We start from the raw sequence: 14297 nt of genomic DNA, 5'->3' as shown, positions 1-14297 counted from the left end.
GGGGCTCGGCATCGATGGCCCGGCCTCGTTGGCTTGGCGTCGTTGGCTTGGCGTCGTTGGCTTGGCGTCGATGACCTGCGAGACCGGCCGCTCAGCCCAGAAGGCTCGGGCCGGATACGACGTGCCGAGGGCACCCTCGTAGCGGTCCACCAACCGCGTCAGGACACCTCCGAGGGTAGCTCCCGGGGCAGAGACCCTGCCCGGGCGAGTCCTGCCGTCGGCGCGGGTGAGGCCCGGCCCGTGCGCCCGCGCGGCAGCCGCACCGCCGTCGACAGGCACGCCTCCCGGACCAGCCCCGAGGACGGCCCTCCCGCGTGACGGCGGACCATGAACCGGAGCCGTACCGGACAAACACCGTAGCCGTACCGGAGAGACACAGGAGCCGTACCGGAGGGACAGCAGAGCCAGAAGACTCCGCCGATCGGGGCCGGAGCAGAATGGAGGATGGGCGGCGGACCACGTCGGAGCCGTGGGCGATACGACCGCTACCACCGGGACGGCCGGTACGGCGACCGTGCCAACTGTTCCGCCGCGGGCACGATCCGCCGGACAGATCCTCAGGAGGGGAAGCGTGACCGAGACCAGCGACACCCGATCCGCCACCGGTGAAGCGCACGGGGGGCCACCCAGCCGGTTGCAGCGCCTGATGCGCTACCTCCCCCTGATCGCCCCCGTACTGCTGTGGGCCGTACCGTGCGGGGTTCTGCTGCACACCGGCCAGCACTGGCCGCTCCCGGTCACGCTGACCGGCACCGCGCTGTTCGTCCTCGGCCTGATCGGTATGCCCCTCGCGATGGCGCGCGGCCACGGCCGGCGCCAGCAGGACCGGGCGGCGATCGTCGGCGACACGCTGCTCGGCGGCATCTGGGTCCTGTTCACCTGGTCCGTGCTGCTCGGCGTCCTGCTGCGGCTCGCCCTGACCGTGGCCGGTACCGGTGACGGACAGGACCGGGCGCGCATCGTCACCTGGGCCGTCCTCGGCGTAACCGCCGTGCTGCTCGCCTGGGGGTACGCCGAGGCCCGACGGGTGCCGCGGGTGCGCCGCCTCGACGTACAACTCCCGCGTCTGGGAGCCGGGTTGGACGGCACCCGAGTCGCCCTGATCACCGACACGCACTACGGTCCGCTCGACCGCGCCCGCTGGTCGGCACGGGTCTGCGAGACGGTGAACACCCTGGAAGCCGACCTGGTCTGCCACACCGGCGACATCGCGGACGGCACGGCGGAACGCCGTCGCGCCCAGGCCGCACCCCTGGGCACCGTGCGGGCGAGCCGGGCCCGTGTCTACGTGACCGGCAACCACGAGTACTACAGCGAGGCCCAGGGCTGGGTCGATCTGATGGACGAGCTGGGCTGGGAGCCGCTGCGCAACCGCCATCTGCTGCTCGAACGCGGCGGTGACACCCTGGTGGTCGCGGGCGTCGACGACGTCACCGCCGAGTCCTCCGGGCTGGCGGGCCACCGCGCCCACCTCGCCGGAGCCCTGGACGGCGCCGACTCCGAGCTCCCCGTCCTCCTCCTCGCGCATCAGCCCAAGTTCGTCGACCGCGCGGCGGCCCACGGCATCGACCTCCAGCTCTCCGGCCACACCCACGGCGGCCAGATCTGGCCCTTCCACCACCTGGTCCGCCTCGACCAACCGGCCCTCGCCGGACTCAGCCGCCACGGCACCCGCACCCTCCTCTACACCAGCCGCGGCACCGGCTTCTGGGGCCCGCCCTTCCGCGTCTTCGCCCCGAGCGAGATCACCCTGCTGGTGCTCCGGTCTCCGCAGGGGGGCGACTTGTCCTAGGGGGTGTCGTCAACGTCCCGCACAGAGCGCCGTCCAGAACGGGAAGTGCCGACGGCCCCGGGAACCGGCCAGAGGCACTGGAGGTCAGGGGTCGTCACGCGTCGCGGCCCACCCGACTCACCGGCAGGAGGCCCCCGTTCAGGGCGCCGTTCTCCCGCCCGGATGCCGGTCGGCCGGCGGTTTCCTGGCGGGTGCGATACGTCCGTGGCGGGTGAGGATCAGGGTCGCCAGACCGGTCCAGGCCAGGGCGAGGCACCATCCGGCGGCCACGTCCCCGGCCCAGTGCACGCCCAGCCAGACCCGGCTGGCACCGACGGCAGCGGCCCAGACCAGGGCGAGGCCCGCCCACCAGCGGTGCCCGGGCGGCCGACGCAGCAGCAGTGCGAGTACGAGCAGTCCCGCGGCCATGGCCGAGCTGGTGGTGTGGCCGGAGGGAAAGGACCAGCGCGAGGCGTGCACGAGCCAGTCCTGCCGGGCGGGCCGCGGGCGGGCGAAGGACGCCATCAGGCCGAAGCGCAGTTCCTGTCCGAGCGCGAGCCACGCGGCGAAGGCGAGCGCCCCCGTGGCAGGCCCCGCCGCCCCCATGCGCCGGCGGTCGGGATCGAGCGCGGGAGCGGCGATGGCGCCCGCGGCCAGGGCCACCACGTAGGGGAAGACGGCGGTGCCGGTGTCCGTCACGGCGCGGAACACCGTCACGAGGGGACCGGGCCGGTGCTCCGTCGCCAGGCGGTGGACGGCCGCTTCGAGGGGAAGCGGTCCGCCTCCGGTGGCGATCACCCCGACCGACAGCAGCGCGAACAGGGAGGCGGAGGACACGCACCACCAGCCGGCGCGGGACGGGCCGCACGGCGAAGCAGCCGTGGTCCGGGCGGTGTCGCCGGTCTTCACGAGACGACCAGCGGACGCAGGCGGCTTCGGCTCAGCGCTCCGGCCGCCGTCGCGGAGTACCGGCTGACAAGGAGCGCCGAGGTGAAGGCGACCAGGGCTCCCAGGACGAGACCGACGAGGACGTCGTGCGGGTAGTGCGCGCCGACCCACACCCGTGAGCCGCCCATCGCCAGCGCGCCGAGGCTCGCCACCGCGCCGAGGCGTGCCGAGACGAACCAGAGGGCGACGGCCGCCGCGGCGGCCAGGGTGGCGTGGTTGCTGGGGAAGGCCCAGTCCCCCGGTGCCGCGCACGCCTCCACCGTGCTCACGTGCAGGGACTGACAGGGCCTCACTTCCCGTACGGCCTGCTTGACGAGGCTGCTGACCGCGAAAGCGACCACCGTCAGGAGCGGTACGGCCAACGCCCTTACCGCCGAGCCCGGATCATGGCGGCGGGCGTGCCGCCACCCGGCCAGCGTCAGGACGGCGAACAGCAGGAGCCCGTAGGTGGAGTAGGCGGCGATCAGATCGTTCAGCCACGCCGGGGCGCGATGCGCGAGGTCGACCCCGTCCAGGTAGGCACCGCCGTCCACGCCCGGCCCGCCGTGAGCCTGCGGGGACAGTGCGGCTCTCACGTGGTGCATCGGACGCCTCCGTCCGTGCCGCGGGTGCGCCGGGAGCGGGCCGACTCCCTTGGGGCGGACGGGCGGTGCGCGGCGGTGAGGGCGGCAAGCGGGAGCGGGGGTGCGGCTGAGTGCGCGAACGTCATCGGCGCTGGCCCCTTCGAGTGGGTGTCGGGTGGAACGGCTACGGAGCGACCGGGGTGGCGTGGCAGCACAGCACACCCGTGCGTCTACATTCACGTAGTCGGTCTGCGAAACTGTAGACGATCGAGCCGGGAAGGCGGCCCTGCGGCCGGAACGGCGACCCCGCAACTGGCACACCGACCAGGACAGACCCAGGGGCGAGCCGGGGGCCGGCGCTTCAGCGGCACAGCGCGCCGAAGCCACCCTCCCCCGAGGCGGAGTAAGGGCACCCTTCCCTCACCGTCTACATTTGCGTAGACTCCCGCTGCGGCCGGGCGGCTTCGCCCGCTCCGTCGCCGTACCCGTGCGAAATGAGGCACCCCCATGTCCGCCAGTCCCCGACCCCTCCTCCCCGGAGCCGGCAGCGCGCGGGCCGTGACCGTCGCGCCGGGCCGCGTCCAGGAGGCAACGGGCCGGGACAGACGCGGGGGCGCTTCGGCTGACGGGATCCGCGGCCAGGCCGCACCGTCCCCCATGACCAGGAAACCGGGCTCGCCGCCTGCGACCCGTACCGCCGCGCTGTCGGCCTGACACACCCCGCCCCCACTGCTTCGACCGGAGAAGGGAACCGGCGTGTTCGGCAATTACCTGATAGGCCTGCGCGAGGGTCTTGAGGCGAGTCTGGTCGTCTGCATCCTCATCGCCTACCTCGTCAAGACCGGCAACCAGCGGCGACTGCTGCCGGCGTGGCTGGGCGTCGGCCTGGCGGTCGCCCTCTCCCTGGCCTTCGGTGCCCTGCTGCAGTTCGGCTCCTCCACGCTCACCTTCCAGGCCCAGGAGCTCCTGGGCGGCACCCTGTCCGTGCTCTCGGTGGGGCTCGTCACCTGGATGGTGTTCTGGATGCGGCGCACCGCCCGTCATCTCACGCGCGAACTCCAGGGCAGGCTCGACGCGGCCCTGGCCCTCGGCACCGGGGCACTGATCGCCACCTCGTTCCTCGCCGTCGGGCGCGAGGGGCTGGAGACGTCCCTGTTCATCTGGACCGCCGTGCAGGCCGGCGGTGACGGAGCCCGCCCGCTGGCCGGCGCCCTGCTCGGCCTCGCCAGCGCCGTGCTGCTCGGCCGGCTGTTCTACCGGGGCACGCTCCGCATCGACCTGGCCGCGTTCTTCCGCTGGACCGGCGCGATGCTCGTCCTGGTGGCCGCCGGTGTCCTCGCCTACGGCATCCACGACCTGCAGGAGGGCGACCTGCTGCCGGGCCTGCGCGACCTCGCCTTCGACATCAGCGACGCCGTCCCGCCCGATTCCTGGTACGGCACCCTGCTCAAGGGCGTCTTCAACTTCCAGCCCGACCCGACCGTTCTGCAGGTCGTCGTCTGGCTGCTGTACCTGGTTCCCGTGATGGCGCTCTTCCTGGCCCCGCAAGGCCCGCGGCGCTCCCTTCGCGCACGGCGACCGGCGAGTCGGCCGACAGGCGAGCAGCGGGGTGATCCGACCGGAGACCGGCCGCGCCTCATCACCGTGTGCGGGAGGGAGATGATGTACGAGAACCACCGGCCCGACGCCCGGTCCTCGCAGGACGCCGCCGCACAGGCGGAGCACGCCCTGGCCTGGCTGGCGGCCCGCGACGAGGTCGAACGCACCCTCGGTGCCCCGCTGGAACGGCTGCCCAGCGAGCGGGACGAGCGGCTGGCGCGGATGGCCGAGGTCCTCCAGGCCACCGCGCGGGGACTCGGAGTTCCCGCGGCGGCCGTCTGGGCGGGCGTACCCGAGGAGTTGCTGCGGAGGTGGCTGGCCGGCGACGAGGCCTTCGCCTCCGCCGTCCGATCCGCCGCGGCCCTGGCAGCCGTCCACGGACATGGACCGGAGCGTGCGGGCACACCGGCGGCGATCCGGGTCGTGGTCCTCGCCCTGAGCAGGGGCGTGCCCTGGGAGACCATCGCCGAGCTGGTGGGGCTCAGCACGTACAAGCTCCGTCAGCTGCGGCGGGCCTCCCCCGCGCTGGTCGCCCTGGTGGACGCGGCCCGGCGCCAACGGGCGCGGGATCCCAGGAAGCTCTTCCTGTCCAGCTACCGGTCGCGCCCCTCCAAGGGCCCGGGCACCGCCGGATTCCGGCTCGTGCAGCGGGACGACTCCTAGGTTCTGTCTTCACAGTCCCGCGCGGCGGCGGCCGGGGCAACCGGCCGTCGCGGGAAGGCGGGTGGGGGCGTCGGTCGGGCTATGCGGGCAGCAATCGGGCCGTGGGTCCACTGGCCGTGAGGAGGCCCGCCTCGAGGAGGTGGGCGGTGTCGGTGCAGCGGGCGAGCAGTGCGTGGTCGTGGGAGACGAGCACCAGGGTCATCCGGTGTTCCCTGCGCAGGCGGCCGAGGAGGTCCATGATGCCGAGCGCCGTGTCGGTGTCGAGCGCGGAGGTGACCTCGTCGCAGAGGAGCACCTCGGGGCCGGTGGCGAGGGCGCGGGCGAGGGAGACGCGCTGGCGCTGACCGCCCGAGAGCTCCCCGGGGTAGCGGTCCGCGTACGCGGCGGGGAGGCCGACCTGCGCGAGGAGTTCGGCGACACGCTCGGGCAGCGCGGTCCTCGGGAGTGTCGTGTGCAGGCGCAGCGGCCTGGCCAGTTGCCGGCCGACCGGGTGCCGGGGGTTGAGGGCGGCGAGGGGGTTCTGCGGGACGAGCTGGATACGCCGCTGCTGTTCCCGGGTGCGGCGCTGCACACGGGCGGCGAGCGGGCTGCCGTCGAGGGCGAGGTGCCCGGTGTGGACCGGGTGGAGTCCGGCCAGTACCCGCAGCAGCGTGGTCTTGCCGGAGCCGGAGGGGCCGATGACGGCGGTGGCCGAACCGGGTGCGGCGGCGAAGTCCACCCCGGACAGCGCGGAACGCCGCCCGCGTCCACTGCCGAAGGAGGCGTCGACCTTCTCGGCGGTCAGCCCCTCGCCGCGCGGAGCCTCGGGTTGCCCGGGGGCGGCCGCCCGCCCGGGTGCGGAGCGCGGCGCCGGGGCAGTGCGGGCCGCGGGGAGGGCCCTGGAGGCGGCCTCGGGCGTGAGCCGCACGGTGTGGTCGGCGCAGATCCCGGCGAGGTGGGCGTCATGGGTGGCAAGGAGGACGGCGAGGTCGCGGGTGGCGGAGAGATGGCGCAGCAGCCGGGCGATCTCCTCGCGCACCGGGGCGTCGAGCCCGGCGGTGGGTTCGTCCAGGAGGAGGACCTTCGGGGCCCGGGCGAGCGCACGGGCCAGGGCCAGGCGGCGCTGCTGACCGCCGGAGAGCGCGGTGGGCCTGCGGTCGGCGATCCCGGTGCCGAGGGGCAGGCGGCATTCGGCGAGCAGCCCGAGGACCGTCTCCTCGCCGGGATCCGCGGCGAGTTCGGCGACCAGGCGGCGCGCGGTCATCCGGGGGTTGAGCGCGGAGCCGGGGTCCTGTCCGACGTAGGCGATCTCGGTACGGCGCAGGAGGCGCAGTTCGCGGGCGGGGAGCAGGTGCGGGGTGCGGCCGAGGACCTCGAGGGTGCCCGTCACGGCGGCGCCGGGCGGGAGGTGCCCGATGAGCGCGCGCAGGAGGGTGGTCTTGCCCGATCCGGAGGCGCCCATGAGCGCGGTGATCCGGCCGGGGTGGATCCGCGCGGTGGTCCGGGGCAGCAGGACCGGGCCGCGGGGAAGCCGTATCTCCAGATCGGTGGCGGTCACCAGGGGCGGCCGGGCCGGCACTTCGGCGGTGGTGAAACGGGCCGGGGCGAGATCGCTCATGAGCGGGCCACCGCCTTCGCTGTGGAGTCGGGGGCGAGCAGGAGGGTGACCAGGTTGACGGTGAGGGCGAGCAGGGCGATGGCCAGGCTCGGGGCGAGGACCGCCCAGGGGTTGAGGAGGATGCCGGAGGCGTTCTCCCTGACCATCAACGACCAGTCGGAGGCGGGCGGTCGGGGGCCGATCTGGAGGAAACCGGCCATGGAGATGACGTAGACCGCCTCGACGAACCGGAGGCCGAAGAGGGCTAGGACGGTGGCGCGGAGGTTCGGCAGGATCTCCCGCAGGGCGATGTAGGAGGCCGACTCGCCACGGGCGAGGGCCGCCTCGACGTATCCGGCCGTGGTGAGCGGGGAAGCGGCGGCGGCGACCACCCGGATCGCGTACGGCGTGCCGAGGACGACGGCGGCGGCGACCACGGCCCAGCGTCCGCCGCCGGGCCAGGCGAGGGCGATGAGCATGATGCCCAGCAGGGGCGGCAGCAGGATCGCCACGTCCGCGCTGCGTTCGACCGCGCGGCCGAGCGCGGGCCGCAGCACGGCGGCACAGCCGATCAGCGTGGCCGCGAGGGTGACGACCACCGCGATCAGCAGCGCGCTCGCGATGAGGAGGGTGCCGCCGTGCAGGACGCGGCTGAGCACATCGCGGCCCAGTTGGTCCCCGCCCAGTGCGCCGCCGTCGCCCGCCGAGGCGAAGGGCGCGGTGACGGGGGTGTCGACGGTGTGCGGGGCGAGGAGCGGCCCGGCGAGGGCGAGCAGCACCGGGGCGGCGGCGAGCACCAGGAGCGCGGTGGTCCGCGCCCGGTGTGCGGGCCGGTGTGCGGCCGAGGAGAGGGCGGCGGTCATGCGCGGCCTCCCAGCGTGACGTGGCGGACGAGGTCGGCGGCCAGCAGCACGAGGCTGATGACGCCGCCGGCGCAGATGACGACCCCGGCGATGAGCGGGGTGTCGCGTGCGGCGACCGCACCGGCCAGGACGGCGCCGACACCCGGGTAGTTGAACAAGGTCTCCACCACGACCGCGCCGCCGAACAGCAGACCGGTGGAGGTGGCGATGCCGGTGGCGATGGCCGGGGCGGCGCCGGGCAGTTGGTGGCGCAGCAGAATCCGGCTCACGGGCAGGCCGTCGAAGTGGGCGGCCTCCACATGCGGGTCGGCGGCCCGGTCCGCCAGCGCGCCGCGTACGACGCGGGTGTTCCAGCCGGTCTGCGGGACGACCAGGGCGAGGACCGGCATGATCAGCATGGTCCAGCTCGCGGGCCGGCCGTCGCCGCCGGTCACCGTGACGGCGGGCAGCCATCCCGTCCAGAGCGACAGCAGCAGCAGGAGGAGCGCCGCGACCACGAACTCCGGTACCGCGAAGGCGGCGGTCGAGGCGTGCGAGACGAGGCGGTCGGCCAGGCGGCCGGGGCGGGCGGCGGTCCAGCAGCCGAGCAGCAGCGAGAGCAGCAGGGTCAGCACGAAGGCGCTCACCGCGAGGACCAGGGTGTTGGGCAGCGGGTCGACGAGCAGTTCGGTGACGCGCTGCCCGCGGGCGGAGGTGCCGAGGTCCCCGGTGGGCAGTGCGGTCATCCACTCCCCGAACCGCTCCCACAACGGGCGGTCCAGGCCGAGGAGTTGACGGCGCTCGGCGATGCCGGCCGCGCTCTCCCCTCGCTCGGAGGCGGCGCCGGCCGCGTCCCCCGGCAGCAGTTCGACCGCCGCGAAGACCAGCGCCAGCAGCACGGTCAGCATCACCAGGCGGTAGCCGACCGTCAGGGCGAGGCGCAGGGCGAGGCGCCCGGCCCGACGTGGGGCGGTGGCCGCCCCCGCGGAGGGGTCGGCCACCGGGCCGGTCTTGGCGATCGGGCTCACCTCAGCCACACACCTTCGAGCTGGACGCGTCCGTAGCCGGGCAGTTCCGGCAGGTTCCGCACCTTCGAGGCGGCGAGGTCGATGCCGTCGGCCATGCCCCACAGGAGGTAGCCGGAGCGGTCGTGCTCGATCTGCTGGAGGTCCCTGAGCGCCGCGGCACGCTGCTTCGGGTCGGTACCGCCGATGGCCTCGCGGTAGGCGGAGTCGAAACCGGGGTCGTCCCACCCGGCCTCGTTCTGTCCCGCCTCGCTGACCATGGTCTTGGAGGCGTAGAAGACCACCGAGTCGTTGGTGCCCCAGTAACTGGTGTAGAAATCGCCGGACTTCCAGGTCTTCTCCCAGAAGGCGCCGGACTCCTGCTTGACCACCTCGACCTTGATCCCGGCCTCGCGGGCCTGCCTGGCGAACAGGGTGGCGGAGTCGGCGAGGCCCGGGATGTCCTCGGTGGTGGTCAGTTCGTACGTCCTGGAGAGGTCGAAGTCGGCCTCGGCCAGCAGTCTCCTGGCCTTGGCGAGGTCACGCCCGCGCTGCGGGATGTCCTCGGCGAAGTCGGGGTCACCGGTGCCCAGGATGTCGTTGGCGACCTTCCCGTACCCGGACAGGACCTGCCGGACCATCGCCTCGCGGTCCACGACCAGGCGTATCGCCTCCCGCACTCTCCTGTCCGCGAAGGGGCTGCCCTTGGCGGTGCGCATGACGATCGGCATCGCCATGTCGTCGGGGCGGCGCAGCACCTGGATGTCCTCACGGGCCTTCGCCGTACGGGCGGCCACCGCACCGGCGTTGGAGGCGAGGTCGATCTGCCCGGCGAGCAGCGCGTTCGTCATGGCCTGCGGGGTGTCGAACATGGTGACCTCGACGGCTTCGAGGTGCACCGGTCCGCCGTGCCACTTCTCGTTGCGCACCAGGCGGGCGTTGCCGCCCCGGAACCAGTCGAGCTTGAAGGGGCCGGTGCCGGGCGCCTTGGCGATCTCCGAGTCCTTGGTCCCCTCCTTCATCACGAAGGAGGCGAAGCGTGTCATGAGGGGGAACTCGGCATTGGCGTAGTCGGAGACCAGCACCACCGTGTCGGCACCCTCGGCGCTGATGTTCTCCGCCTGGACACCGGGCAGCCTGGCGGCCCCCGAGGGGGTGCCGCGCAGCCGCTTCAGCGACCACACCACGTCCTTCGGGGTGACCGGGGTCCCGTCGTGGAAGGCCGCGCCCTCGGCGAGGGTGAACTTCCAGGTCCGCAGATCCGCCGAGGACTTCCAGGAGGCGGCGAGCCGGGGAGCCGTACTGCTCTCGGCGCCCGGGACGGTGAGGGTGTCGAAGACGAGGGCGAGGATGAGGTAGTCGCTCTCGTTGGCCTGGGTGCCGTGCGGATCACGGGTCACCGCGCTCGTGTGTCCGAGCGCTCCCACCCGCAGGGTGCCGCCGGGCCGGGGCTTCTCCGCTTGTCCGTCGGACGCCCCGGCACCGTCGTCGTCCCCACCGCTGCACGCCGCGAGAAGTCCCGCTGCTCCGATACCGGTACCGGCCCACAGCAGCTGCCGTCTGGTGACGCCCACGTCTGGTCCTCGTCTCAGGTTCGCCTTGAGGTTTCTTAGGGTCACCTAACCCGAGCCGATCGGGCTCCGCAAGGCGCCCCACACCCCGCCGACGACCGCCAAAGGGGCGTGACCGCTCTTCAAATGCCCTGCTCAGCAAGGCTTTTGACGGCCCATCAGACAACTCTGAGATCGCCGAAAATTCGTCTACGTTGACGTAGTCGATCGTGCCGGTTAGGGTTCCCTTACCTGCACGGGCCTCCGCATGCCCCTCGACGTCCGGCAGTGTCCCGAGCCGTTCAGCGCCCGACCACTTCGCGTACTTCAGCTCCCCCTTTTTCCCGAGCCGGTGCGGCGATGCCGCACGCCCGCGCTTCGATCCCCCCTGCCCCGGAAGGTGCCACCGTGCCCACCTCCCCTGCCCCGGTACGTCCTCTCGACGTCATCGGCGCGACCGAACTGACCACCACCGCAGCCGGGTTGCTCGCCGAACACGGCTCCGCCACCGCGCCCGGACTCCTCGCCCACCTGCCGAGCGCCTGTGCCGGGCTCGGCGAAGGGGTCCGTCATGCCCTGCGGCCCGTGGACACCGCGGACGGACTGTTCGTGCTCCGCGGCCTCGACATCGACACCGCCGCGCTCGGCCCGACTCCCGGCCACTGGTCGGCGGTCGGCGACGCCGGGGCCCTGTGGGACGTCGTACTGCTCCTGGTCTCGACGCTGACCGGTACCCCGATCGCGTGGGAGGGCCAGCAGAACGGCCGATTCGTGCACAACATCCTGCCCTCGCCCGGACACGAGAGCGAGCAGACCGGTGCCTCCAGCTCCACCCTGCTCACGCCGCACACCGAGGACGCCTTCCACCCCGGCCGCGCCCATCTGCTCCTGCTGTGCTGCCTGCGCAATCACGACAAGGTGGCGACCACGGCGGCCAGCATCCGCCGTGCCGACCTCGCCGAGGACGACATCGAGCAGCTCCGACGCCCGGTCACACCGATACTCCCCGACGACGCCTACGAGGAGGCCCAGCGGTTCGCCGGGCGCCCCGCGCCGGTGCCGACGCTGTTCGACTCCCCCGAAGGACCGACCCTGCGGTTCGACCCCGCCTACACCCCTCTGGACGGAGCCGATGACAACTGGCGCCGGGCCTACGGGCGGCTGGCGGACGAACTGGCACGGGTCTCGGTCGCGGTGAACCTGGAGCCGGGCGATGTCCTGGTGGTGGACAACGACGTCGTCGTCCACGGACGGGTGCCCTTCAAGGCCCGCTACGACGGAACCGACCGCTGGCTCAAGCGAGCCTCCGTGCGCATCCCGGGGCGGCGCACCCGTCCGGCCGCCGAGACCGGCGAGCACGGGTACGGCCAGACGGCCCTCCCGGCCTTCGCCCAGCGGTGACAGGGAGACCTCACACCGTGGACACCGACGGCACCAGCCTGCGCGTTCTCACCCGGCGCGACGTCGAAGCCATCGACATCACCCTCACCGACGTCCTCGACAGCGTCGCGCAGGCCATCAGACCCCTCGCGGACGGCACCTCGTCCAACCCGGCCAAACTGTCCGTCAGCTCCCCCGACGACAGCTCCGTCTCCTACGCGATGCTCGGCCGGGACGGAGCCCGCCAAGTCGTCGCCGTCCGTGCCTCCTACCGGCACGACCCGCACCACGACCGGGCCGAGCTGCGGCACTACACCACCCTCACCCTGTACGACGACGCCGCGGGCCTGCCGCTGGCGCTCATGGACTGCGGCCGGATCGGGTCCTTGCGCACCCCGGCGGTCTCCGCTCTCCTCGCCCGGGAATGCGCCGCCCCGAAGGCACGCACCGCGCTGCTGATCGGCACCGGCACCACCGCGCGCATGGCACTGCCCCTGCTGGTCACCGCCCTGCCCGACCTGGACCGGCTACTGCTGTTCGGCACCCATCCGGCAGGGATCTCGGCGGTCCGCGAAGAGCTTGCCGCCCACTTCCCGGACCGCGAGGCGGAGGTCGTCGGCGACCTCCGGGCCGCGGCCGGGGAGGCCGACGTCCTGATCGGCACCGCCGGCCCCGCCACCCCGGCGGCCGTCGAGGCGGCCTGGCTCAGACCGGGAGCCCTGTCCGTACTGGTCGGCTACGGACTGGCGCCCTCCACGCTGCACCGGGCCGACCGGGTCATCGCCACCAGCGCCGAACAAATGGCCCGCACCGGGGGCGACTTGGCCGACTCCCGGGGTGTGCTCCGCCCGGTCGACGCCGAACTCGCCGACGTCCTCTCGGGCCGCACCGCGGGCCGGGTGCGCCCGGACGAACGGGTCTTCGCCTACAACAGCGGGCTCGTGGTCGCCGACATCGCCCTCGGCCACCGCTTCGCCCTGCTCGCCCGCGCACAGGACCTCGGAACGGAGATCCCGCTGTGGAGTTGACCCCCGCCTCCTGCTGGCCGAGGCTGCCCGCCACACCGAACCCGGCCACGGTGCCGTTCCTCGCCAGCGGCCTGGCCGCCGAACTCGCCTACGCCTTCGACGGCCCGTTCCACTTCGTCCTGCCCGACGCCTTCACCGCCAACCTGCTCGCCCTGCGGGACGTCCTCGCCGAGGCCGCGGTGGACGGCTTCGTCTACTACGCGAAGAAGGCCAACAAGGCGGCCGTGTTCGTCGAACGCGCCGCCGCCGGCGGGGCGGGCGTGGACGTCGCCTCCGCCGCCGAGCTGCGCGAGGCCCTCGGTCACGGTGTCCGCGGCGAACACCTCATGGTGACCGGCCCCGCCAAGGGCACCGGCCTGCTGCGTCTGGCCCTCCAGCACGGCGCCACCGTCGCCGTGGACGCCCTCGACGAGCTGGACCAGGTGATCGCCCTGGCCCTGGCCGGCCGCCTCCGCCCGGCCCGTGTGCTGCTGCGCGTCCTTCCGCCCACCCAGCCGCACTCCCGGTTCGGCATGAACGAGGACGAGCTGGCCACCGCCCTGAAGCGGTGCCGGGAGGCCGGGGACGCCCTCCGGATGGAAGGCTTCAGCTTCCATCTGTCCGGCTACGCCCTGCAGCCCCGCGCCGAACTCGCCGCCCAGCTGGTGGACTTGTGCGCCACGGCGCGGAGCCAGGGACTGGCGGCGGACCGGATCTCCATCGGCGGCGGCCTGCCCGTCAGCTACACCGATGCCGACAGCTGGCACACCTTCCTCGCGGATCAGCGCCCCGCCCACTTCCACGCCGAGAAGGCCTTCCGCAGCGGCGACTTCTACCCGTACCACTCCCCCGTCGCGGGAGCCGAGGCCGTGGCCGCGCTGCTGGCCGTCCGCCCGGCGGACGGCGAGCGCACTCTGGCGGAGCTGATCAGGCAGGCCGGGGTCGAACTCCTCCTGGAGCCCGGGCGCGCCCTGCTCGACCAGGCCGGGGCCACCGTCTTCCGCGTCCAGGGGGTCAAGGACCGCGAGGGCTACCGGATCGTCACCGTGGACGGCACCAGCCTCAGCCTGTCCGAGCAGTGGTTCAACAGCGAATTCCTCCCCGACCCGGTCCTCGTCCCCCGGGAACGGGCCGCCCGCAGCGGGGAGTTCCCCGCCAGCGTGGGCGCCGCCACCTGCCTCGAATCGGACATGCTCACCTGGCGCAAGATCGCCTTCCCGCAACCGCCGCGCGTGGGCGACCTGCTGCTCTACCCCAACACCGCCGGTTACCAGATGGACTCCAACGAGTCCCCCTTCCACGACCTGCCGCTGCCGCCCAAGGTCGTCGTCGACCGCACCGACCGGCCCCGGCCGCGCTGGCGCCTCGACCGGCACTCCGCCTGAGCACCGCAC

General features: G+C 73.4%; 10 protein-coding genes and 1 pseudogene. 5 read left to right on the top strand and 6 right to left on the bottom strand.

The window, feature by feature from the left end; translation table 11 throughout:
• The first annotated feature begins 571 nt into the window (after nt 1–571).
• The gene (locus HFV08_RS11875) at nt 572–1792 is read left to right on the top strand and encodes a metallophosphoesterase (protein ID WP_168538629.1); all 1221 of its coding nucleotides are present in this window, start codon (nt 572–574) and stop codon (nt 1790–1792) included.
• A gap of 138 nt (nt 1793–1930) precedes the next feature.
• On the opposite strand, the gene HFV08_RS32340 is transcribed toward HFV08_RS11875, so the two are convergent.
• Complete coding sequence (locus HFV08_RS32340; RefSeq protein ID WP_168538627.1) at nt 1931–2608, bottom strand: phosphatase PAP2 family protein; 678 nt, start codon at nt 2606–2608, stop codon at nt 1931–1933.
• 68 nt (nt 2609–2676) lie between these two features.
• A complete protein-coding gene (locus HFV08_RS11865; protein WP_168538625.1) occupies nt 2677–3303 on the bottom strand; it encodes a phosphatase PAP2 family protein in 627 nt (208 codons plus the stop codon).
• A 735-nt stretch (nt 3304–4038) separates the two neighbouring features.
• On the opposite strand from HFV08_RS11865, the pseudogene efeU reads away from it, so the two are divergent.
• A pseudogene (efeU, locus tag HFV08_RS11860) lies at nt 4039–4833 on the top strand (iron uptake transporter permease EfeU); the annotation flags it as partial.
• Between the two features lie 790 nt (nt 4834–5623).
• Here the strand turns inward: efeU and HFV08_RS11855 are convergent.
• The 4 genes from HFV08_RS11855 to HFV08_RS11840 are packed head-to-tail and all read right to left on the bottom strand — an operon-like array spanning nt 5624 to nt 10540.
• Nucleotides 5624–7141, bottom strand: coding sequence for an ABC transporter ATP-binding protein (locus HFV08_RS11855; protein ID WP_168538623.1), 1518 nt, complete (start codon nt 7139–7141; stop codon nt 5624–5626).
• The gene (locus tag HFV08_RS11850) at nt 7138–7983 is read right to left on the bottom strand and encodes an ABC transporter permease (RefSeq protein ID WP_168538621.1); all 846 of its coding nucleotides are present in this window, start codon (nt 7981–7983) and stop codon (nt 7138–7140) included. Before HFV08_RS11850 ends, HFV08_RS11855 begins: the two co-directional genes overlap by 4 nt.
• Complete coding sequence (locus HFV08_RS11845) at nt 7980–8990, bottom strand: ABC transporter permease (protein ID WP_312885540.1); 1011 nt, start codon at nt 8988–8990, stop codon at nt 7980–7982. Before HFV08_RS11845 ends, HFV08_RS11850 begins: the two co-directional genes overlap by 4 nt.
• A complete protein-coding gene (locus HFV08_RS11840) occupies nt 8987–10540 on the bottom strand; it encodes an ABC transporter substrate-binding protein (protein WP_168538617.1) in 1554 nt (517 codons plus the stop codon). Before HFV08_RS11840 ends, HFV08_RS11845 begins: the two co-directional genes overlap by 4 nt.
• Nucleotides 10541–10924: 384 nt before the next feature.
• On the opposite strand from HFV08_RS11840, the gene HFV08_RS11835 reads away from it, so the two are divergent.
• From HFV08_RS11835 to HFV08_RS11825, 3 genes are read left to right on the top strand one after another with little or no spacing between them, the layout of a single operon-like run.
• Entirely contained in the window at nt 10925–11917 is a 993-nt protein-coding gene (locus HFV08_RS11835; protein ID WP_312885539.1) for a TauD/TfdA family dioxygenase, read from the top strand.
• A gap of 17 nt (nt 11918–11934) precedes the next feature.
• Nucleotides 11935–12924, top strand: coding sequence for an ornithine cyclodeaminase family protein (locus tag HFV08_RS31545; RefSeq protein ID WP_312885537.1), 990 nt, complete (start codon nt 11935–11937; stop codon nt 12922–12924).
• Nucleotides 12915–14288, top strand: coding sequence for a type III PLP-dependent enzyme domain-containing protein (locus tag HFV08_RS11825; protein ID WP_168538613.1), 1374 nt, complete (start codon nt 12915–12917; stop codon nt 14286–14288). The genes HFV08_RS31545 and HFV08_RS11825 overlap by 10 nt, the downstream gene beginning before the upstream one ends.
• The last annotated feature ends 9 nt before the right edge of the window (nt 14289–14297 follow it).

Origin of the sequence: Streptomyces physcomitrii, assembly GCF_012273655.1 — a bacterium.
GTDB classification, from domain to species: domain Bacteria; phylum Actinomycetota; class Actinomycetes; order Streptomycetales; family Streptomycetaceae; genus Streptomyces; species Streptomyces physcomitrii.
This window is presented reverse-complemented; position numbering and strand designations above follow the sequence as displayed.

What these genes read in the sequence shown, in the direction of transcription:
- HFV08_RS11865 (WP_168538625.1), bottom strand. Translation starts at nt 3,303, where the DNA reads ATGCACCACGTGAGAGCCGCACTGTCCCCGCAGGCTCACGGCGGGCCG.
- HFV08_RS11855 (WP_168538623.1), bottom strand. Translation starts at nt 7,141, where the DNA reads ATGAGCGATCTCGCCCCGGCCCGTTTCACCACCGCCGAAGTGCCGGCC.
- HFV08_RS11850 (WP_168538621.1), bottom strand. Translation starts at nt 7,983, where the DNA reads ATGACCGCCGCCCTCTCCTCGGCCGCACACCGGCCCGCACACCGGGCG.